The following is a 22,595-nucleotide window of genomic DNA, read 5'->3' on the forward strand; positions in this document are numbered from 1 at the left end:
ATAATTATGAAAAAAATGGAGTCTTTACTAATAAATTTAAGGAGTAAAATTCGCCTATTTGGTCTGTCAATCTTTCTTGTTTTAATGGTGCTTTCTTGCAAAGATAAATCGCTCGAAGACCCTACTCCTGTCGCTTCGAAAAGTATCCAAGAATACGATGTGAGCCTGTCAATCAAATGGGCAGATATGACATTGAAATTATTGCGAACAACCGCCGCCCAAACCCCACCCGTAGCCGCTCGTGCCTTAGGTTATGTGGGTCTTACGATGTACGAATCGGCAGTTTACGGAATGCCCGATAATCAGTCTTTGCAAGGGCAAATTACTTGGCTCACGACGCTCCCAAAACCCGATTTGAGTAAGAAATACAACTGGGCATTATCAGTCAATGTTGCTCAGCATCAGATACTTAGCGATTTGTTTTCGACCACTACAGAAGCAAACAAAAAAACGCTTGATTCGTTAAAGAATACTTTAGAAACCGCCTTGATTAGTGGTGATGATACAACGGTTGTCAATCGTTCGAAATCTTTTGGTGTGAGTATCGCCAAAGCCATTTGGGAATATTCAAAAACCGATGGTGGACACGAGGGTTTCAAGAATAATTTTCCTGCTGATTATAAAGTGCCAGTAGGCATTGGTTATTGGGAACCAACCGAAAACGGCAGAAAGATTCCGATGCTACCTTCTTGGGGCAAAAATCGCACATTTGCGGCAGCTAATGGGGCTTTGCCAGTACCACAATTACCTAAAAGTCCATCGTATCGTGAAAACAGCGATTTCTTTAAAGAATACAAGGATGTTTATCAAAAAAATAAAATTTTGACGCAGGAGGAAAAAGAAATTTCGGTTTGGTGGGCCGACGACCCAAGCGAAACTTTCACTCCGCCGGGTCACTCATATTCGTTGGCCAAAATTGCTGTTTTGACCAGTAAAGCAAAGCTGGATAATGCTATCGAAGCATTTGCAAAAACTGGTATGGCCGTAGCTGATGCGTTTATATTGTGCTGGAGAGCTAAATATACCCACATGAACATACGTCCTTATACTTATATTCGCCAAACAGTTGACCCAACTTGGGTGCCGTTCTGGCCTGCACCACCGTTTCCGGGTTTCCCTTCGGGGCATTCTACGCAATCAGCAGCTGCGGCAATGGCTCTGGAGAGTGTTTTCGGAACAAATTTTGAATTTACCGATACTTCATGGGAAGGACGCCCGAAAGATGCTAAACGTAATGTTGAGTTTAAACCTCGTAAATTAAAATCATTTTGGGCTGCTGCCGAAGAGTCTGCTTTATCTCGTTTTTACGGTGGAATCCATACAAACATGGATAATTCGGTGGGTTTAGCTGAAGGTAAGAAAATAGGTACTAATATTGTGCAGTTGAAATTCAAAAAATAAGAATTTATGCCCAATTTTATTGCACAAAATGCCACTGTGGTTGGCAAGGTATCGCTCGGCGAAGATTCGTCAGTTTGGTATTCGGCCGTTATTCGTGCTGATGTTGAAGAAATTATTATCGGGAAACGCACCAATATTCAAGAAGGAGCAATTCTGCACGCCGATTTTGGCGAACCAACCATCATTGGTGACGATGTAACGGTAGGCCACGGAGCAATCGTTCATGGTGCGATTGTAGGTGATGGTACGCTCATCGGTATGCGTTCTACGATTCTGAACCGAGCAAAAATCGGTAAACATTGCATCATCGGAGCATGTGCTTTAGTAACCGAAGGTATGGAGATTCCTGACTATTCGATGGTTTTGGGAGTACCCGCCAAGGTTGTCAAGCAATTACCTACCGAGTATGCCGAAAAGCTATTGATGAGTGCTTCTCACTACGTAGAAATGGCCAAAAAGCATCAATCAGGCGAGTTTAAGTCGATTCAATAAAATACTCAAAAAACGCTCTATTCAGTTTAGCATGATTTTTGTTTAAGTGATTAAACGGTAGCTTATATTTTTCAAATGCCTTATAATCAGTCGATTGTAAGGTATTATTGTTTATAGTCCAACTTTATCTTTGGCAAGATAATTGCTTTATCAATATGTATTGAGGAATCTTAAGAAATTGACTATTTAATTGTTCTGATTATGAATGAATGTTCTACACATTTCTTCTACAAGAAATTCTATATAGCTATAAGGTCATTGGCCTTTTTTGTTTTAGCTGCTGTTTTGTTCACTTCCTGTAAAGATAAAACTACCGAAGAGCCAACGCCAACAACGCTTTCAAAAGCAACAAGCGAATTTAATGCTGATATTGCTACTCGTTGGACCGACTTACAGCTTCAACTCATCAAATCAACACCGGGCTATGCACCGCCAGTAGCGGCTCGTACTTTGGGCTATACAAGCCTTGCTTTGTACGAAAGTGTGGTTTATGGAATGCCAAATTATCAATCATTGGTTGGCCAAGTAAATGGTCTAACATCATTGCCAAAGCCCGACCTTACGAAAGAATATAATTGGGGTTTAGCTGCCAATGCCGCTCTCAGTACTTTGATTACGGAAATGTACGCTACTACCAATGATGCAAATAAACGAGCCATTGACTCGTTGCGTCGTAATATCGAAAGTGTGATTCGTATTGCTATTGATAATCAGCCTGTTACCGACCGCTCAAATACTTTTGGGGCAGAAATCGGCAAGGCTATTTGGGAGTATTCAAAGACTGATGGCGGACACCAAGGGTGGAGTAATAACTTCCCGACTGATTATAAAGTACCAGTAGGCGTTGGTTTTTGGGAGCCAACAAGTGCTACACAAAAGATACCTTTACTGCCATATTGGGGCAAAAATCGCACTTTTTCGTCATTAAACATGACAACCAATCCAACGGCTCCAGTTTCTTTCTCATTCAAGGAAACTTCTGATATGTTCAAACTCGCAAAAGAAGTATATGATGTAGGAAAAGCCCTAACGACTGAGCAAAAAGCTATTGCCGACTTTTGGGCCGATGGTGGAAGCACAATTACTCCACCAGGGCATCATTTTAATATTGCTAACATTGTTCTGAAAAAAGAGAAAGTAAAACTCGATAAAGTAGCCGAAGTATATGCCAAAGTTGGAATGGCCGTAAATGATGCTTTTATTTCGTGTTGGCGTTGTAAATACACCTACAATCTGATGCGTCCTATTACTTACATTCGTCAGGCAATCGACCCAAAATGGTCACCGTTGTTGGCAACTCCGCCATTTCCAGAATATTCTTCGGGACACTCGTCGGGCTCGGGGGCGGCTTCCGAAACATTAACATCTATCTTTGGCGATAATTACGCATTTACGGATAATACTCATACAGGCAAATATCCTGATAGAAACTTTAAGTCCTTCTATGAATATGCCAATGAGGCCACAATTTCACGCTTATACGGTGGAATCCACTATCGTCAAGGCAACGAAAACGGTCAAAAGAATGGCAAGGAAATTGCAAAGAATATTTTGAAACTGAAATTCACGAAATAGGGACATATAGTACACTGTCAACAGTTGGCATTCACAGAAAATACTTTTTCTATCGACCGTTAACCATTGACTATGGACTTACAAAGATTTTATACACGATGATTTCTTAATTTATTTTTGTTTAAGCTCTGCCGATACCCCGATGGACACTCGAAAAGAGTACCATCGGTGGTAACGGCTACTTAATCAAAAATTTTTTGTTTTAGAAATCAATTCGTAAATTTGATTATGCTTACTCAACAAAACATATCAAACAAGTTAAGAAAAGTAGCCATATTGGCTCTTAGCTTTGTGATGTTTTTGATTGAAGTAGCTTTCTCGCAAAAACCTGCCAAAGAATACTCAAATGAAGTAGCTGTGGCATGGTTTAATCTACAATTAGGATTAATTCCTACAACCTCTGGTTTTTCGCCTCCAGTGGCTTCCCGAGCATTGGGTTATTCTGGTCTTACACTTTATGAATCGTTGGTCAACGGAATGCCCGAATATCAATCGCTTGTGGGTGTTTTGAATGAATTTAAGACAAGTCCAAAAATTGAGGCTGGAAGAAACTACCACTGGATTCTGGCTGCCAATGCCGCCCAAGCGGCCATCATCAAGAGCCTTTATGCCAATACATCGAAAATCAATTTGGTAAAAATTGATTCTTTGAAAGGTGTTTTTGAACGAAAATATCAAAATGACGTCGATAAAGAAACTGCTTTACGTTCCATCAAATTTGGCGAAGCCGTAGCCAAAGCGGTCTTTGATTATTCAAAAAGCGATGGCGGACACGAAGGCTACGAGAAGAATTTTCCGAAAGATTATAAGCCAGCTACCGGTGCTTGTGTTTGGACACCCACTGGCGAGCAGCAGATTCCTCTTCAACCGTATTGGGGGCAAAATCGTCCGTTCGTAAAAGGCGATGCCGATTTTGAATTACCCACGCCACCACGTTGTGAAGCCAGTATTTCGTCGGTGATGTACTCACAAGCCTTAGAGGTTTATAGTGCAGGAAAAAATCTTTCGCCCGAACAAACAATGATTGCAAAATACTGGTCAGATGATGCAGGAAAAACGTTTACTCCACCCGGCCATGCAGTTTCGATTGCTTCACAGATTATCGTGGCCGAAAAGCTTAAATTAGACCGTACGGCAGAAGTTTTTTGTAAAGTAGGCATTGCCGCTGCCGATGCTTTTATTTCGTGCTGGAAATGCAAGTTTATGCACAACGTGCTTCGTCCAGTTTCGTATATTCGCACAACCATTGACCGTACATGGACACCCCTGCTCGACACACCACCTTTTCCTGAATATACTTCTGGTCATGCCTCAGTATCGGGGGCAACTGCCCAAGTATTATCCGATTTATTTGGTTTCAATTATCGTTTCACCGACAATTCTCACACTGGCAGAGGCTTCAAACCTCGCTCGTTCGAATCATTCTTTGAATTTGCCGATGAAGCTGCTTTATCTCGCCTTTACGGTGGTATTCACTACCGAAATTCTAACGAACAAGGCCTAAAAAATGGCAAACGTATTGGTAAGAATGTTTGTGAGTTGAAGTTTAAGAGAGGGTAGTAAATCAGTAGTTCCTTCGTAATAGTTTTGTGTAAACTATTACACGCAGTTTCTTTCAATTATAATTTGTTCTAAAGGTAAATTGTTGTTAATCAATAATTTATGTTGCACTGCTATGCTAAAAGTTGATTTTAAAACCATCTAAATATACTCAACCAACATGGAAAACAACGAAAGTAATCCACAAGAAATCGTAGATAAAATATACGATTATGCCGCCAACGAACTGCTACATGCTAAAAAAGACCCCGAAGATGTAAAACAACTACTTCAAGAAAAAGGAATTGATGCTGATACTGCTTCTACGATAGTTGAAAATCTTGTAGAACAAATAAGTGAACTAAAACGAGAGCAAGCAAAAAAAGATATGTTGTATGGGGCATTGTGGTGTGTTGGCGGAACCGTGGCGACTTTAGCAAATATTGGATTTATATTTTGGGGGGCAATTATTTTCGGTGGAATCCAGTTTTTTAAAGGACTTTATAATTCACAAACAAATTAGCCTAATGTTTCTAAGCTGAAAACCTTTACCTTTGTGCTTTAAAAAATTAAAACATGAAGCTTTTTTTTAGAAAAACGGGCGAAGGCCAGCCGATATTGATTCTACACGGTGTTTTTGGCTCGTCAGATAATTGGTTTTCGATTAGTAAAATGATAGCCGAAAAAGGCTATGCCGTATATGCCATTGATGCTCGAAATCACGGACAATCGCCTCGTAGTGAAGATTTTAGCTACGAACTAATGGCCGATGATTTAAACGAGTTTATCGAAGATAATCAACTCGAAAAGCCTGTAATCATTGGGCATTCGATGGGTGGCAAAACCGTCATGCACTTTGCCATGAAATACCCCGATAAATACTCAAAACTCATCGTGGTTGATATTGCTCCTAAGTTTTATCCATCGCATCACGGACATATTATTCAAGGCTTAAATTCGATTGATTTATCAACGCTCACAAATCGTAATGAAGCTGATGTTCAGCTATCAAAATACGTAACCAATGCAGGCGAAAAACAATTCTTACTCAAAAACCTTTATCGCACGGAAGATGGTAAGTTTGATTGGAGAATAAATCTGCCAGTTTTGAGCAGAGAGATTTATCAAATCGGTGGCGATTTTACGGACGCTAAAGAAGTAACCGCCCCAACGTTATTTTTGCGAGGAAGTGAATCAGGCTATATTTATGATGAAGATATTCCTGTTATAAGAGATATTTTTCCGAATGCTATCGTTCAAACTATCGAAGGTGCTGGGCATTGGGTACAAGCCGAAAAACCAGCCGAATTTGTAGCGGCAGTTTTAGATTTCATTAGTTAAAAAATAGAGACGCACCGAATGCGTCTCTATTTTTATGCTATCATATCCGCCACAATTTTGGCCGATGAAAGTGCCAGCGGAATCCCACCACCTGGGTGAACGCTACCGCCCACAAAGTACAGGTTTTTAATGTCAGAAGAGAAATTTGCATGACGCAGAAATGCCGCAAATTTATTGTTAGAACTATTGCCGTATAAAGCTCCTTGGGCCGAAGAAGTACGCATTTCTATGCTTCGAGGGTCAAGAATCGACTCGTTTTCTATCAAATTTCCTACGTTTACGCCTAAATTCCTGCTCAATTTATCAATTACATTTTGGCGAGCTTTGGCAATTATTGTATCCCAATCTTGACCTTCGTTGGCTGGTGCATTGAGCAAAATAAACCAATTTTCGCAACCTTCGGGAGCATCGTCTTTTTTGTATTTCGAGGTAATATTCAGGTAAATTGTCGGGTCGTGATAAATCGTTTTTTTCTGAAATTGATGCTCAAATTCGGTCTTATAATCATTCGAGAAAAAGATATTGTGCAAGCTCAGTTCTTTAAATTCTTTCTTGATTCCCCAATAAAAAATCAAACCTGAACCGCTCTTTGCTTGGTTTAAAATTTTATCTGGATGCTTGGCTTTTGGGAGTAGTTTTCGGTACGTTGGCGTTACATCCATGTTAGAAATTACTTTGTCAAAAGCCAATATTTCGTTATTCAATCTTACATTTTTTACGGTTTTCTCCTCAACAATTATCTCTTCAACCTTCGCACCAAAATGAAATTTTACACCTAAATCTTTTGCCAAATTGACCAAACTTTGTGTGATGCCAAACATGCCATCTTTCGGAAAAAAGGCCCCAACGTTGTATTCTAAATGCGGAATAATATTGAGCGTCGCAGGAGTCTGATAGGGGTCAGAACCATTGTAAGTAGCATAACGATTGAATAATTGAACGGTTTTTGATTGTTTGAAAAAACTTTCGTTTGCTTTGTTCATTGTGCCAAAAATGCCCATTTTGGGTAAATTCAGATAACCTCTGAATGCCTTCTTAGAGGTCCAAGTCGAGAATTTATGCAGCGAATCTTCGAGAAACAGTCCGCTCAGAATTTCATATTTAAAAGCGGCTTCTTTCAAGAATTTTGTGATATTTTCTGCTGGTTCGCCCAGTTTATTTTCTGCATCTTTAGCAAACTCACTGATGTTGGCCGAAACGTTGAGTCTTGTGCCATCATCCCAAAAATATCGACAAACTTCTGGTAGTTTGGTGTATTGAAAATAATCAGCAGGATTTCTTCCCGAAAGCTCAAATAATTCGGTAACAAATTGTGGCATCGTGAAAAGCGAAGGCCCAGCATCAAACCGATATTCGCCTTGCTGAAACTCACTCAACTTTCCACCAGGGTAAGAATTTGCCTCAAAAATTTCTATTTCATGACCTTTATTAGCCAAACGAATGGCCGTGGCTATTCCCCCGATACCTGCACCAATTATTGCTACTTTCATCAATTAAAAATCCTTTTGTTTGTAATATAACATTTTATCCGAAGCTTGTGTTAGAAGTTTTACTTAAAAAATACTTCTTGCTTGTTATGATAGATTCTATATCTACTAAAATATTAAAAATATCAACAAAATTGAGATTTTTTGCTTATTTTGCGTCTCAATTAGAAATATACCCTTAAATCATAAAATCAATTAAACTCTATAAGAGTAGAACCACCAATGGCAAAATTATTGATTGTTGATGACGAAAAAAGTATCCGAGATGCCCTTCGTGACATTTTGGAATATGAAGAGTACGAAGTAGATGAAGCAAAAGATGGAGAGGAAGGACTTGAAATGGTGCTGAAAACACAGTACGATGTAGCCCTTTGCGACATTAAAATGCCTAAATTAGATGGACTCGAAATGCTGTTGAAAGCCAAAGAAGAAGGAGTAATGACTCAGTTTGTTATGATTTCGGCTTTTGGTAATGTAGAAAACGCTGTGGAGGCAACCAAAAGAGGAGCCTTTGATTTCATTACAAAACCACCTGATTTGAATCGTCTGCTCGTAACGGTACGCAACGCCATCGAGAAAAGCAAAGACGTAGAAGTAATAAAGGTTCTCAAACGCAGAATCTACAAAATCAACGAAATCGTTGGGGAATCTCCTCTGATTCAGAAGGTGAAAGAAACCATCGACCGTGTTGCTCCAACTGAGGCTCGTGTACTTATCACGGGGCCGAATGGTTCGGGTAAAGAAATGGTTGCGAAGCAGATTCACGAAAAGAGTAACCGCTGTAATCAACCTTCGGTTGAGGTAAACTGTGCGGCTATTCCATCTGAATTGATTGAAAGCGAACTTTTCGGTCACGAAAAAGGTGCTTTTACTTCGGCCATCAAACAACGTATCGGTAAATTTGAGCAAGCCGATGGCGGTACACTTTTCTTAGATGAGATTGGCGATATGAGCCTTTCGGCACAAGCAAAAGTGCTTCGTGCATTGCAAGAAAGCAAGATTACCCGTGTAGGCGGCGATAAAGAAATCAAAGTAAACGTACGTGTGATTGCGGCAACGAATAAAGATTTACGCAAAGAAATTGCCGAAGGTAATTTCCGTGAAGACTTATTCCACCGTCTGAATGTAATTCCGATTCACGTACCTGCTTTAGCTGACCGCAAAAATGATATACCTTTATTGGCCGATAAATTCTTGAATGATGTAGCCGAAGAATACGGAGATGCAACGAAAGAATTTGATGCCGATGCAATGGAATACATGAAAAACCTTCCGTGGACAGGGAACGTACGTGAGTTACGTAACGTAGTAGAACGTTTGGTAATTATGTGTGGCCCGACCATCACACTTGATGATGTGAAACTTTATGCAGGAATTGGTTTCTAATTCTATTCTAAGCATTGATAATATTAACGTCGGCAAGGTTCAAAATCTTGCCGACGTTTTTTTATTTCAGACGGCCTATTAAGAAATACTCAAAGTAGTTCCTGAAAGCGAAACCGTATAAGCAGTAATACTTCCATTTCCTACGCCCGTTCCGTTAGTTTTAAAATACCAATCGTGGGCCATACACTGAAACTGCCCTTTTGATGAATTATAGATGATTTGGTCTTTTTTCTCATGTGGGCAGGTGCGAGCAATGGCTGCAAAAGCAGCACTTGTACTGCCAGCGGCAATTCGAGCTAAAACCACGCCGTTTGTTTTGATATACCCACCAACATTGTTGAGTGCAGTAGTAGTTGATAAATCGACGGTAAAGGCCGAAATAGGAGTGACAGTGTCATCCCCTCCGCAAGAGGTAAGAGCTGCCATCAAAGCGGCACCGCTGAAACCAATTTTCATCAAAAAATCTTTACGTGAGATTGCTTCTGGATTCTTCATAAATAGAAACTTTTTTAAGGTAAATAATAGAAAATGAGTAAAAGTCTATCTATGCAAGAATGGTGTTTTGAATGAGAAGAATTCGGTTAGTTGAGGTAAGGACGTAAAAAAAGGAAGTGCTGGTTGCACCTCCTTCTGAGTATTTGATATATTTAGAATCTTTCTAAAGGATTAATAAACAAACTCTCCGAATTCACTTTTGATGGTTACTTTTTTGCTTTCAGCAGCTTCAACTCGGCCAATTATTTGGGCATCAATACCAAACGATTGCGAGATTTCGATGATGCGTTGAGCATATTGTTCGTCGAGGTAAACTTCCAAACGGTGTCCCATATTGAAAACTTTATACATTTCTTGCCACGATGTACCACTTTGTTCGTGAATCAATTTGAACAATGGCGGAACCGGGAAAAGATTATCTTTGATTACGTGCAAGTTTTCTATAAAATGCAAAACCTTCGTTTGAGCTCCACCGCTGCAATGTACCATTCCGTGAATATGCGGTCGAAGTTCGGCCAAGAAAGCTTTGGCAACTGGAGCAAAAGTTCGAGTAGGAGAGAGGATAAGCTTACCAACATTGACACCCGCAATTTCTTCGGTCAATAATTTTGCTCCGCTATAAACTAAATCTTTGTTTATTTCTCCATCGTAACTTTCTGGATATTTTTCGGCGTAAGTTTTTGCTAAAACATCGTGTCGGGCAGACGTCAGACCATTACTCCCCATTCCACCATTATACGCTGTTTCGTAGTTGGATTGACCATACGAAGCCAAGCCTACAATTACATCACCTGCTTTGATATTATCGTTTGAGATTACATCAGAGCGTTTTATACGAGCAATGATTGTGCTGTTTACGGCAATCGTACGTACTAAATCGCCCACATCGGCAGTTTCGCCACCTGTGCTGTAAATCTCTACTCCATGGTTGCGAAGCATTTCTAAGCACTCTTCTGTACCGTTGATAATTTCGCCAATTACCTCTCCTGGGATCTTGTTTTTGTTTCTATCAATACTCGATGAAATCAGCATTGGACCAACCGCACCCACACAAATCAAATCATCGGTGTTCATCACGATTGAGTCTTGTGCAATGCCACGCCATACCGAAATATCGCCTGTTTCTTTCCAATATAAATATGCCAAAGATGTTTTTGTACCAGCACCATCGGCGTGCATGATATTGCAATATTCAGCATCGCCACCGAGTGTATCGGGCGAAATTTTGCAGAATGCTTTCGGGAAAAGTCCTTTATCGAGCTTTTCGATTGCCTTATGAACATCTTCTTTGGCGGCCGAAACGCCACGCTGCATATAACGGTCAGTCATTTTTTGTATTCTTAATTGAGCTACAAAGGTAAGGCTTAATTAAGAATTAAGAATTAAGAATTAAGAATTATTTGAAAATCGAATTGTTTTATAGCGAACCTGCTCCGTGTTTCTCTGTGTATTCTGTGCCTCCGTGGTAGTTTTTATTTTATCTTCTTTCGCTTTTTCAAATCATATTTTTCGCCTTTTTCGAGCATGATAAACTTCATTTCTTTGGCTTGCTTGGTGGTTCCAAAAATCATCACTTGGCTTTCGCCCAGCACTTCGGCATAGCGATTTTGTTCTACATATAAAGCTGTGTTTTCATCGATTCCGACACCCAACAAAGTCGGGTTTTTGAAAATCAACCCAATCAAACGGTTTTGGCGTTGACGCTTGATAAAATGTTGGTCAACAATGATTTCATTCATCAGGCCAAGTCCTTTTTTTGTTTCGACTTTCGAGCCATCAATTACTTTGAAATCTCCTTCGCCCGAAATCATAATTTCCGACATAATGGCTGTGCCAGCACTTGTACCTGCAAACACTACTTTGTTTTTATAAAGCTCGTGCATGGTCTTGAAAAGTTCTCCATCTTTCAAAACCTCCATGATTCGGTTTTGGTCGCCACCGCAGAAAAATATGCCTTTTGCTGTTTTGAGTTGTGCTAAAAGTGCGGCTTTGGTTTCGGCAGTTAGTGGTGCAAATGGAGCTTTTTCGACTGCTATTTTTGAAATAGCAGCTACTTCATTTTTAATGTTTGAAGCCGCAACCTCTTGCTCGCCACTTGCCCACGGAATCACCAGAATCTTTCCGTTTTCGTTTCCACTTAATTCGATGAATTTTGTTAGAATATCGGGTGTGCGTTTGCCGCCACCAACCATGATTAATTGCTCTTGAGCAATAGCAATTTTCGAGATTAAAAATAGTAGGATGAAAATTTTGCGTAGCATTTTTTAGGGATTAGTTTGTGATAAATTTTCTATACCTTTGGCTTTATATATCAACCCAAATACATTCATACAAACCTATGAAAAAATACCTTTTAATTATTTCTCTTTTTGCTTTTTCTTCTTGCCGAAATAAAGTAGAGCAAAGTTGGCAACTCACACCATTCGTGAAATCTGATTCCGAAAATCCGATTTTATTACCCAATGACACTACTACTTTCGACGACCCAATTATGAAAAGAACTATCAATTGGGAAGCCAAAGATGTCTATAATCCTTCGGCAGTTGTGCGTGAAGGTAAGGTCTATTTGCTATATCGTGCCGAAGACACTTTGAAGGTTGTCGATGGCACTTCTCGTTTAGGTTTGGCCGTTAGTGAAGATGGTATTCATTTCAAGCGTCAGACTAAACCAGTGTTTTATCCTGACAATGATTTTATGAAAAAATACGAATACCCAGGAGGGACTGAAGACCCTCGATTGGTCGAAACCGAAGATGGGAAGTATATTTTGACCTACACAGCTTATGATGGAAAAACGGCTCGACTTTGTGTTGCTTCATCGGCTGATTTACAAACTTGGAAAAAAGAAGGCTTGGCTTTCAAAGACCCTAAAAACGAAATGTTGTGGTCTAAGTCGGGGGCGATAATAACTAAGCAAGTCGGTGAGCGATTTGTGGCTACAAAAATCAATGGAAAATATTGGATGTATTGGGGGGATACCAATTTGTTTTTGGCCAGTTCAGATAACCTAATTGACTGGACAATTTTGGAAGATGAAACAGGAAAACCCAAGCCAATCGTAAAGCCCCGTGATGATAATTTTGATAGTTGGTTGGTAGAATCAGGTCCAGCGGCGTTTATCAAAGAAGATGGAATATTCCTTATATATAATAGTGCCAACAAAGGTTTTCAGAATAAAAGTAAAGATACAAAAAATGCCTACCGTGCTGGGCAAGTGCTTTTTGATAAAAATGACCCAACTAAAGTTATCGACCGCTCGAAGACATTTTTCTTTGAGCCAGACAAGCCTTATGAATTTACAGGACAAGTAAATAATGTAGTGTTTGTGGAAGGGTTGGTGAATTTCAAGAAGAAATGGTATTTGTATTATGGCACTGCTGATTCTAAAATTGCGGTTGCGGTTTGTGAGAAGTAAAGATATAGTTTTGAGTAAGCCTTCGCTTAAAGGGGGACGCCCAGTCCGAAGGCTTCCTTTTTATTTCTGTATGAAAATTACTTCCAATTCAATAATTCTTCCAAAGCGGTATCAACTTTCACGAAGTCGAAGCCTTTGATTACATCGTTCATCATTTTCGTGATTTCATCGTTACAAAGATTTCCTATACTTCCTTCGAGTGTATGGTTCAAATCTCGTGGAGCTTCGTAGCCGCCACCAAAAATTTCATCTTTTACCTGTAAGTACGCATCTCTGAAAGGTAGCCCTTGCATTACCAATTCATTCACACGTTCAACCGAAAATATTGGGTCATATTTCTTATCTTCTAAAAGGTTTGGCTTTATTTCAATATTCGACATCATAAAGTGAGCAATGTCCAGACACTCAATCATTTGGTCGAAGGCAGGCATCAAGATTTCTTTTAGAATCTGCATATCTCGGTGATACCCACTCGGTAGGTTACTCGTCACGAAAGCGAGTTCGGTTGGCAAACCTTTCAATCGGTTGGTTTTGGCTCGTAGTAATTCTGCCACATCGGGGTTCTTCTTATGAGGCATAATACTACTTCCCGTTGTGAAATCATCGGGGAGCGTTACGAACCCAAAGTTTTGTGAATTATACAAGCAGATGTCCATCGACATACGTGATAGTGTGGTAGCCAAAGAGGTAAGTCCTGAAAGTACCACATACTCACTTTTGCCACGAGTCATTTGAGCATAGACTACATTATAATTAAGGTCGTCGAAACCAAGTAGTTTAGTCGTAAGCGTTCGGTTGAGTGGAAACGAACTTCCATAGCCAGCTCCCGAACCTAACGGGTTTTTATTCACAACCTTGTAAGCTGCTTGAAGCACAACAGCATCATCAACCAAACTTTCTGCATAAGCTCCAAACCACAAACCAAACGATGAGGGCATGGCAATTTGCAGATGCGTATAGCCTGGTAGTAAATCATTTTTGTGTTTATTGCTGAGTTCTACTAACTTATGAAAGAGTGCTTCGATGAGGTTTACTATCTGACGTAATTGATGACGCATAAAAAGTTTAAGGTCAACTAATACTTGGTCGTTGCGAGAGCGACCGCTATGTATTTTTTTACCAGTATCTCCAAGTGCTTGTGTCAATAACCACTCTACCTGCGAGTGTACGTCTTCGATATTTTTTTCAATTAAAAATTTGCCATTTAAAATATCATTATATATCTTTCGACATTCATTCAGGACGTGTCCTAATTCATTGGTTTCGAGTAAGCCAATACTCTCTAACATAATGGCGTGTGCCATCGAGCCGATAACATCGAACTCAGCCAAGTACATGTCCATTTCACGGTCTTGACCGACTGTAAATTTTTCAATACGGAAGGCCGCTTCCTGTTTTCCTAAATTTTTACTGCTTTCCTTTTGCCAAAGTTTCACTTGATTTGAGGGGTTTTATTACACCGCAAATTAACGGTGTTTTTTATTGGGAATGAAGATAATTTGTGTGTTTTTAGATATATATATCCGCTTGCTAATTTTTTAGCATGATTTTTGCATAATTTATCCCAAAAGGGCATATACCCTCTGTGACTTAGGTGTATATTTTTTAATAATTTAAGGCTTTTTGTTGTGATTTCTTGTAAAATTTAAATTATATGCCATCTATCATGGTTTGGCATAGATTTAGATAAGAGCTTTCTAAAGAGGGTATATTACACCCTCAAAAACTATGCCATTAGGCTACTTGTTGCTAAAAAAACTTTTTGAATAGGAATATAAATATGTAATTAATAATTTTTTTATTTTTTTTAGTTACATACATTACCTAAATAAGTCTAAAAAATTACAAATGAATTTACTTCGGTTTAATGAAGAAAATTCGTTTGTTAGCTATATTGAATCTTTGCTATTGAGTGAACTTTTACTACAAGAAAAAAAATGCAAGCCTCTTGCTTAGGCTATTTGCTATTTCAGGTATTTTATCTGAAATCTCTTCCGTATATGTTCTCCAATCTCAAGATTTATTCATTTTATTAATTAAGTGATTCTGAAAAGATTACTTAGAAAACTTCTTAACCAAATTAGGTAAACTGAATAAACTTTTATGCTGTTGGATTTCTTGAAATATAAAGTTAGTCTCATCACTGTAGTTGTTATGGTAGTGAATACGACCTTATGTTTGGGTTTTGATAATGACGCAGATTTAGCTCAAAATCAAAGTGCCTCAGCTGCAATTCAGTGGGGACAAATGACTGTCCGAATAATGAAGCAAACACCTAATGGTTCGCCTACGTATGGTTCTCGTGCGGTAGGTTATATGGGTCTTACCATGTATGAAACAGTGGTGAATGGTTCTCCTAAAAATAAAAGTCTCGATGGCCAACTTAGTGGTTTGGCAAATCTTCCTAAAGTAGAAAAGTCTAAAAAATATAATTGGATACTGTCGCTCAATGCGGGTCAGTCATATATGCTTAAACAATTATATGAGCATACGAGTGCAGCAAACAAAGCCAGCATTGATTCATTAGAAAATTTAATTTACCAATCTCAAGTATCTACAACTTCGCAAGAAGTGAGAGAACGCTCTGTGAAGTATGGACAGGAAATAGCTCAAGCAATAGTTGAATGGTCGAAAATCGATGGAGGGTATCAGGGCTATAAACGTAATTTTGATAGTACTTATCAATTACCAAAAGGCAAAGGTTATTGGAAGTCTCCGCCAAAGGGACAATCACCCGTGGCATTACCTCTTCATCCTTATTGGGGAAATAACCGAACTTTTGCTCCTGCCAATGGAGTTTTAGCCGTTCCTGAAATTATCAAGTTTGATTATCATGAAGATTCAGACTACTACAAACAGATGATGGAGGTTTATCATAAAAGAAAAAATCTGACGCAGGAGGAAAAAGAAATTGCTAACTGGTGGGGTGATGACCCATCGCAAACTTTTTCGCCACCAGGGCATTCGTATAATTTAGCAACGATTGCGATTAAAAATGCCAAGCCAGATTTATTCAAGGCCGCCGAAACGTATGCACGAGTAGGCATGGCAGTAGCCGATGCCTTTATTAATTGTTGGAAGTGTAAATATACGTATCATGCCGAACGCCCATTTTTCTTTATCTTTTATAATGTAGATACGATGTGGGATTTATACTGGCCCGAACCTCCATTCCCAGCCTTTTATTCGGGACACGCAGGACAGGCTTCGGCAAGTGCCACAGTACTAACAAATTTATACGGGGATAACTTTAAATTTATTGATAACTCGCACGTAGGTCGCCCCAAAGATGAAGAACATTTAGTGGAATATAAAGCAAGGAGCTTTAATTCATTTTGGGAGTCGGCCTTAGAATCAGCCAATTCAAGATTATACGGAGGCATCCATACCCGACAAGACAATGAAGTTGGTTTGAGTGAAGGGAAAAAAATAGGACACAACATTAATACTTTAGCTTGGAGAAGATAAAACTTCAAAAGGGCAATAGTAAGGTGAAATAGAAAATAAGATAAACTATTATTTATTGAGCCATATAAAAAAAATTGAGTGAAAAATTACAATTATAATCTGATGAGAAATTCTACATCTTGGCTGACAAACCTCAGCAACATTGCAGGAAAAGTTATTTATTTCTTTTCTTCGTTGATATACTTCTTTTTATCAAAGAAAATATCTCGAACTTTTGTTGCGATGCCTTTACTAAGGTTCACACAAAATAAATTCGTGCCTATGAAAGCACAATCTTTCCGCCAATTGATTGGTGGATATGTATTGTCTTTTTTAGCTTTATTATTTTCTTTATTTTCATCATCAACTGCCGAAGCACAAAACGCTCCTCTTAACTGCGACAAGTATTATATGCTTGTGGGGGAGTTAGTGAATAATCAACCTTCAAGGACTGACGTCTATCAGTTTTCTTCAAACTCTGCAATCACGAGTTGTAGTTTACCTAACGGTGGTGGTGAAGGTATGGTCGTTGACCCTACCAAAAACATTGCTTATATTGCTACTTCAGGAGGCCAAGGGCAAATTCGTGTGTATGATATTATTGCAGGGGCTTTCCTAACACCTATTCAATTTCCAGCGGGAGAGGATTTACTGGATGTTTCTATCAGTACTGATTATAAATATTTATATGTTTCTACCTATACAGGCTTATACAAAGTAGATATAATAGGCGGCAGTGGTACGTATGGTTCGATTGTGGCCTCTAAACTAAGAAATACTTTTGTTAATTCAACAGCTGCTGACCTTTGGGGGGCGGCAGTTCAACCTTCTACGGGAAACGTTTATGTTACTACAAACTGGCAAGGTGGTACCAGTACGATTGAATATGTGAATTCAAATTTGGGAACTGCAACCAGAATAGTCACAGCACCGTCTGGTTTTCAGTTTAGAGGGATAGTATTTGATGCAAGCGGAAACCTTTGGGCAACTTTAGGTGGCAGTGGAGTTGATATGGTAAAAAAATATAGCCCATCAGGTACGGAATTAGCTTCATATAATTTTAACAATTACACAAGTGCTACTGGAAATACAAATGGTGATGTAAACCCTTTCGATTTAGCTTTTGGTCCTGACGGAAACCTCTACGTAACTACTTTTGCTGGAGACTGTGTTTCAAGATTAGTTTTATCGACGGGTAAATTTCAAACCTATTTAGGTTTCGAAGCTGGTGCTCAGGGAAAATCTATCACTTTTGTTTGCGGCAACTTTAAATGTATTTGTTCTTCCCCTGTAATTAACAACCCTGATTTAGCAATTTCAGGTGGAAATTGTTCGGGTGGTACGGTTAATAATAATGGTTCAGTTACTATTACAAATTTGAGCAATACGGCAGTTTATGAAGCAAATATTAAAGAAGCTGCAACCTTTGGTACATCGCCTATTTTTGGAGCGGCCAGTAATATTACTAAAGCGTCTGGGGCAACGTCTTTAACATTCAAAAATCTAAAACCTAACACAACTTATACAGTAAGAGTTTGGAATAGTGTTGATGCTTGTTTTACAGATAAAACATTCACTACGCCTTCTGCAAATTGTTGTACTTCTTGTATCTCGAATAACTTTGTTACCAACGGAGACTTTGCTGGAGGAACTACTTCTGGTTGGTCAAAAGACCTTTTCTCTGCTTTGATTGATTTTGGTGTTTACAATGATGGTACAAACTACGCAATCTTAAATACTAACAATAACCCGGGTGCATACTTAGTATATAATGATGTAACGACTGGGATTGTAGGTAACAGAACATATACATTGAATATGGATGCTGCTACGCACAACCCTCCTGCAAGTGGAGTTGTACAAGTGTATATGGAAGCGTATAACGGAAATACTTTGTTAGGAACATCATCTAAATATACTGTTGAAAATGATTATGGCACTTATGGTAGATTACCAATTGCAGCAATCAACTTTACAACTCCTGCTAATACAACAAAAATAAGAATTGTTGGCTATGCGAATGGTTCAGCTCTCAAGTTTGATAATGTAAGACTTACTGCTTGTTATGCGACCCCTACTTTGGCAACAACAGTTACTACTCAACCAAGTTGCGGAAATGCAGACGGTAAAGTTACATTAACAACAACAGGAGGCAGTGGAGATTTTTCTTATAGTAAGGATAATGTAAACTGGCAAAGTTCAAATGTATTTAGCGGTTTGACGGGTACGACTTCAGGAACTTCTTATACATTTTATGTAAAAGATAATCTTGCTGGTACTTGCTCGGCCTCTAAAGTAGTTGTACTTACTTGTTCTTGCCCTGTTTGGACAAACGGAAACAATGTAACGATTTGTTCGGGAGATAAAATCCCTACATTATCATTTACATCGTCAACGGGCTATACTGGCTATGTTCAGTGGTGTGTATTCTCGCAACCTTTGACAGCAGGCCAAAATCCTTATGACAATACAACATTTAAGGTTACGTGTCTGAATGAGGAAGCTAACGTAACAAATGCTACAAGTATATCATTGAGTAATCTTACTGGTATGCCTGCCAATAATACAGGCTCACCAGTAACATATTATGTATATGCTTGTATCAAGCCAATTGACCCTAATTGTAAGACTACTTATTCTACTCATGTTATTACGGTCAATCCAAGACCTACTGTAACAGTAAATAGTCCGACAGTGTGTAATGGGGCCGATGTTACCTTGACAGCTACTAATTGTAGCGGAACTGTTAAGTGGTATGGCTCACTTACAGGTACAGCGGTATTGTTTACAGGTTCACCTTATGTAATCAATAATGTAACAGCTAATGCAACTTACTACGCTACTTGTACAACAAACAGTTGCGAGGGGGCGAGAGCATTATCAACTATTACATTAGCACCATCACCAAGTATAAATGTTACTAATGCAACAATATGCTCAGGTGGAAGTGCAACACTTACAGCTACAAACTGTACAGGTACATTAAGTTGGTCAACAGGAGCAAATACAACTGCCATTACGGTGTCTCCTACAACAACTACTACTTATACAGCAACTTGTAATTTGAATGGTTGTATTCAGTCAGTACCTGCAACAGTAACAGTAAAAACAGGAACTGATTGTAATAATAATGTATGTTTGACTTGTAATCCTGCAACAGTTATTAGATATGATTTGAATAACTGCCAAGCATTGAGTGGTGGATATACTTATGCTGAGTTTACACCAGCGTATCCAAACTCAGCAAACTTTATAAATATTACAGCAACTAACATTTATAGAGAAAACCCTGATGTTAATTTCCATAGCTGTACGGTTGGTGCAAGTAATGTTTCAGGAACAGATAACGCTATGTGTATTTCTGCCAATGTATCAACAGTAGCAGATTGGAGCAAGGCTATTAAGTTCTCTGCTTCATTGACACCTTCACAAGTTGGTTCAATTACATCATTGAAGTTTAATCAGAAAGCAGCAGCTACTTTAACATACTCACCTTCACCAGCATCAAGTGGTGGAACTGCTTCAAACAACTATCCTACTAAATATGCGATTAGAGTATATAAAGCAGGAACATTGATTTATGAAAAATTAGATGCTACGACCAGCCCACAAAACTGGACAACTGAAAATATTGATTTTACAGCTGACGCAGACTTTACATTTACATCAGCAAGTACTTATGATTTCCAATTGACAGCTTATGCTCCAGTAGGAAATAGTGCAAGTATCAGCGTTTGGGATGTTGATAATTTTGAGGTTATAGCTTGTAACAAATCTAACACAGTTACAGCAACCGCATCAAACAATGGGCCTAAATGTCAAAATGACCCAGTCACATTAACCGCAACAGGTGGTACTTCTTACTCATGGAGTGGCCCATCAGGCTTTACTGCAACTGGTGCAAGTGTAACGACAACAATAGCAGGAACGTACACAGTAACTGTAACAAACACAGTAGGTTGTACAGCAACAGCAACAACAGTTGTTGTGGTTTATCCAAACCCAACAGTAACGGTTGATTCAAAAACAATTTGTTCGGGTGGTACTGCAACTTTAACTGCATCAGGCTGTGTAGGTTCGGTTGTATGGTCAGGAGCAGGTACAGGTTCCGGCACTACAATTACGGTATCACCTTCAGCGACTGGCACTTATGGTTACACGGCTACTTGTACGAACTCAAATAACTGTAAAGCAACAGCAACAGGTGTTGTTACAGTGACCGCTCAACCAACGGTAAGTTTACCAATCGACTTCCAAGTATGTAGCGGAACACCAACAACATTAACTGCAACTGGTTGTGCAGGTACATTATCTTGGAGTACAAATGTTGGTGGTTCAACATCGGCAACAGTAAGTGTAACTCCAATAAATACGGGAGTATCTGCAATCAATATTACATATACAGTTACTTGTACAACGAGTACAAATAATGGTTGTACAGCTACGGATGCAGTTATCGTAACTGTTAACCCACTTCCAACAGTAACTCTTACTCCAACAAACATTACTTGTAATGGTGCAAAAGATGGTAAAATTTTAGCAACCGGAAATGGAGGTACACCACAATATACATTCAGTATCAACGGTGGAGCATTCACTACACCAGCCGCAGCTACTAATACATTTACTGGTTTAGACCCAAATACTACTTATACTATTACTGTTAAAGATACAAAAGGTTGTATTGCTACATCGTCAGCAACGCTTACTCAGCCAGCAGTATTAACTGTATCTACAACAAAAGTTGACCCTAAGTGTGAAAAATCTGATGGTTCAATCAATTTGTCGGTAACAGGAGGAACTACACCATATACTTATTTGTGGTCAGATGGTTCAACAACAGAAGACTTAACTGCGAAAGTAGAAGGAACATATAGCGTAACTGTAACAGATAAAAATGGATGTATTGCAACGACTTCAGTTGCTTTAACACCACAAGATTGTTCATTCGACTTGGCTTTGAAGAAAGTATTGAAAACGGCTGGTACATACAAACCAGGTGATAATGTTACTTTCACAATCTCGGTTATTAATCAAGGAACAGTAACTGCAACGAATGTTCAAGTAACAGATTATATCCCAACAGGCTTAACGCTATCTGATGCAACATGGACAGCAATTTCTGGAAAAGCAACATTGAACGCTGTAATTCCAACAATTGCCCCAGGTGCTACAGTTACAAGAGATATTACATTTAAAATTGATGCTAACTACGAAGGAGCTTCAGTAGTAAACCGTGCAGAAATTAGTGCAGCAACCAATGCAAGGGGTTTGCTTGATAAAGATAGTACTCCAGATGCAGTTTTAGGAAATGATAAAGGTGGACAAGTGAGTAGTCCTGCCGATGATTACGTAGATGGAAATGGTACAGGCGTAGTTGGTGATGGAGTGGCTGCAACTGATGAAGATGATGAAGACCCAGCTCTGTTGAATATTACTCAAACATTCGACTTAGCATTAAGAAAGGTTCGTACTTCTGACCCTAAAGTTGTACCAGGATATGATGTTACTTATGAAATTGAAGTAATTAATCAAGGAACAATTACTGCTACTAACGTACAAGTAAGCGATTATATACCTGCTGGAATGACAATTAGCCCAGTCGAAACTAACTGGAATGTAACAGGAAGTATCGCAACCCTAAAAACACCAATCGCTTCAATAGCACCTTACAATACAAGTGTAAAAAGAACGATTACATTAAGAGTTAATAATGTAGCAACTTATCAAGGTCAAACATTAGTGAATAGAGCTGAGATTTCGTCTGCTTCTAATACCTTGAGCTTAAATGATAAAGATAGTACACCTGATGGAATATTAGGAAACGATAAAGGTGGTCAAGTTGATAGTCCAGCAGATAACTATGTAGATGGAACAGGAACTGGAGTAGTAGGTGATGGAGTAGCAGCAACTGACGAAGATGACGAAGACCCTGCAAGTGTATCAGTCGAGAAGTTCGACTTAGCGTTGAAGAAGACCTTGAACAGCAGCACTCAAACGCCAATCGTAGGCGGCAG

At 39.0% G+C, this 22,595-nt stretch carries 15 protein-coding genes; 10 read left to right on the plus strand and 5 right to left on the minus strand.

The window, feature by feature from the left end:
* Positions 1 to 15: 15 nt before the first annotated feature.
* The 6 genes from IEX65_RS26185 (at position 16) to IEX65_RS26210 (ending at position 6,348) form a co-directional block, all read left to right on the plus strand.
* On the plus strand, positions 16 to 1,401 hold the full coding sequence (locus tag IEX65_RS26185) for a vanadium-dependent haloperoxidase (protein WP_188771049.1): 1,386 nt from the start codon (positions 16 to 18) through the stop codon (positions 1,399 to 1,401).
* 6 nt (positions 1,402 to 1,407) lie between these two features.
* Positions 1,408 to 1,893, plus strand: coding sequence for a gamma carbonic anhydrase family protein (locus IEX65_RS26190; protein ID WP_188771051.1), 486 nt, complete (start codon positions 1,408 to 1,410; stop codon positions 1,891 to 1,893).
* A gap of 201 nt (positions 1,894 to 2,094) precedes the next feature.
* A complete protein-coding gene (locus tag IEX65_RS26195; protein WP_188771053.1) occupies positions 2,095 to 3,468 on the plus strand; it encodes a vanadium-dependent haloperoxidase in 1,374 nt (457 codons plus the stop codon).
* A gap of 228 nt (positions 3,469 to 3,696) precedes the next feature.
* The gene (locus tag IEX65_RS26200; protein ID WP_188771056.1) at positions 3,697 to 5,028 is read left to right on the plus strand and encodes a vanadium-dependent haloperoxidase; all 1,332 of its coding nucleotides are present in this window, start codon (positions 3,697 to 3,699) and stop codon (positions 5,026 to 5,028) included.
* A gap of 160 nt (positions 5,029 to 5,188) precedes the next feature.
* Positions 5,189 to 5,530, plus strand: a complete 342-nt coding sequence (locus IEX65_RS26205; protein WP_188771058.1) for a hypothetical protein — start codon at positions 5,189 to 5,191, stop codon at positions 5,528 to 5,530.
* A 53-nt stretch (positions 5,531 to 5,583) separates the two neighbouring features.
* A complete protein-coding gene (locus IEX65_RS26210; protein ID WP_188771060.1) occupies positions 5,584 to 6,348 on the plus strand; it encodes an alpha/beta fold hydrolase in 765 nt (254 codons plus the stop codon).
* Between the two features lie 32 nt (positions 6,349 to 6,380).
* Here the strand turns inward: IEX65_RS26210 and crtD are convergent, their stop codons facing one another.
* On the minus strand, positions 6,381 to 7,838 hold the full coding sequence (gene crtD / locus IEX65_RS26215) for a 1-hydroxycarotenoid 3,4-desaturase CrtD (protein WP_188771062.1): 1,458 nt from the start codon (positions 7,836 to 7,838) through the stop codon (positions 6,381 to 6,383).
* Positions 7,839 to 8,057: 219 nt separating this feature from the next.
* Between crtD and IEX65_RS26220 the strand changes: the two genes are divergently transcribed.
* Complete coding sequence (locus IEX65_RS26220) at positions 8,058 to 9,221, plus strand: sigma-54-dependent transcriptional regulator (RefSeq protein ID WP_188771064.1); 1,164 nt, start codon at positions 8,058 to 8,060, stop codon at positions 9,219 to 9,221.
* A 78-nt stretch (positions 9,222 to 9,299) separates the two neighbouring features.
* On the opposite strand, the gene IEX65_RS26225 is transcribed toward IEX65_RS26220, so the two are convergent.
* From IEX65_RS26225 to IEX65_RS26235, 3 genes are all read right to left on the minus strand, one after another.
* A complete protein-coding gene (locus tag IEX65_RS26225; RefSeq protein ID WP_188771066.1) occupies positions 9,300 to 9,716 on the minus strand; it encodes a Rieske 2Fe-2S domain-containing protein in 417 nt (138 codons plus the stop codon).
* 171 nt (positions 9,717 to 9,887) lie between these two features.
* Entirely contained in the window at positions 9,888 to 11,045 is a 1,158-nt protein-coding gene (locus IEX65_RS26230; RefSeq protein WP_188771068.1) for an AIR synthase-related protein, read from the minus strand.
* A 143-nt stretch (positions 11,046 to 11,188) separates the two neighbouring features.
* The gene (locus tag IEX65_RS26235; RefSeq protein ID WP_188771070.1) at positions 11,189 to 11,977 is read right to left on the minus strand and encodes a cyanophycinase; all 789 of its coding nucleotides are present in this window, start codon (positions 11,975 to 11,977) and stop codon (positions 11,189 to 11,191) included.
* Between the two features lie 77 nt (positions 11,978 to 12,054).
* Here IEX65_RS26235 and IEX65_RS26240 point away from each other — a divergent pair, with 77 nt between their 5' ends.
* Positions 12,055 to 13,131, plus strand: a complete 1,077-nt coding sequence (locus IEX65_RS26240) for a glycoside hydrolase family 130 protein (RefSeq protein ID WP_188771072.1) — start codon at positions 12,055 to 12,057, stop codon at positions 13,129 to 13,131.
* 77 nt (positions 13,132 to 13,208) lie between these two features.
* Here the strand turns inward: IEX65_RS26240 and argH are convergent, their stop codons facing one another.
* A complete protein-coding gene (gene argH, locus IEX65_RS26245) occupies positions 13,209 to 14,567 on the minus strand; it encodes an argininosuccinate lyase (protein ID WP_188771074.1) in 1,359 nt (452 codons plus the stop codon).
* Between the two features lie 667 nt (positions 14,568 to 15,234).
* Between argH and IEX65_RS26250 the strand changes: the two genes are divergently transcribed.
* Together IEX65_RS26250 and IEX65_RS26255 are read left to right on the plus strand one after the other, a co-directional pair.
* Entirely contained in the window at positions 15,235 to 16,599 is a 1,365-nt protein-coding gene (locus tag IEX65_RS26250) for a vanadium-dependent haloperoxidase (protein WP_188771076.1), read from the plus strand.
* Positions 16,600 to 16,701: 102 nt separating this feature from the next.
* Positions 16,702 to 22,595, plus strand: a 5,894-nt coding sequence (locus IEX65_RS26255; RefSeq protein WP_188771078.1) for an Ig-like domain-containing protein, incomplete at its 3' end; no start/stop codon positions are given.

Source organism: Emticicia aquatilis, from assembly GCF_014644295.1.
Classification (GTDB): Bacteria; Bacteroidota; Bacteroidia; order Cytophagales; family Spirosomataceae; genus Emticicia; species Emticicia aquatilis.

Excerpts from the sequence above, each read along its gene's own strand:
- IEX65_RS26185 (WP_188771049.1), top strand. The coding sequence starts at position 16 with ATGGAGTCTTTACTAATAAATTTAAGGAGTAAAATTCGCCTATTTGGT.
- IEX65_RS26190 (WP_188771051.1), top strand. The coding sequence starts at position 1,408 with ATGCCCAATTTTATTGCACAAAATGCCACTGTGGTTGGCAAGGTATCG.
- IEX65_RS26195 (WP_188771053.1), top strand. The coding sequence starts at position 2,095 with ATGAATGAATGTTCTACACATTTCTTCTACAAGAAATTCTATATAGCT.
- IEX65_RS26200 (WP_188771056.1), top strand. The coding sequence starts at position 3,697 with ATGCTTACTCAACAAAACATATCAAACAAGTTAAGAAAAGTAGCCATA.
- IEX65_RS26205 (WP_188771058.1), top strand. The coding sequence starts at position 5,189 with ATGGAAAACAACGAAAGTAATCCACAAGAAATCGTAGATAAAATATAC.
- IEX65_RS26210 (WP_188771060.1), top strand. The coding sequence starts at position 5,584 with ATGAAGCTTTTTTTTAGAAAAACGGGCGAAGGCCAGCCGATATTGATT.
- crtD (WP_188771062.1), bottom strand. The coding sequence starts at position 7,838 with ATGAAAGTAGCAATAATTGGTGCAGGTATCGGGGGAATAGCCACGGCC.
- IEX65_RS26220 (WP_188771064.1), top strand. The coding sequence starts at position 8,058 with ATGGCAAAATTATTGATTGTTGATGACGAAAAAAGTATCCGAGATGCC.
- IEX65_RS26225 (WP_188771066.1), bottom strand. The coding sequence starts at position 9,716 with ATGAAGAATCCAGAAGCAATCTCACGTAAAGATTTTTTGATGAAAATT.
- IEX65_RS26230 (WP_188771068.1), bottom strand. The coding sequence starts at position 11,045 with ATGACTGACCGTTATATGCAGCGTGGCGTTTCGGCCGCCAAAGAAGAT.
- IEX65_RS26235 (WP_188771070.1), bottom strand. The coding sequence starts at position 11,977 with ATGCTACGCAAAATTTTCATCCTACTATTTTTAATCTCGAAAATTGCT.
- IEX65_RS26240 (WP_188771072.1), top strand. The coding sequence starts at position 12,055 with ATGAAAAAATACCTTTTAATTATTTCTCTTTTTGCTTTTTCTTCTTGC.
- IEX65_RS26250 (WP_188771076.1), top strand. The coding sequence starts at position 15,235 with ATGCTGTTGGATTTCTTGAAATATAAAGTTAGTCTCATCACTGTAGTT.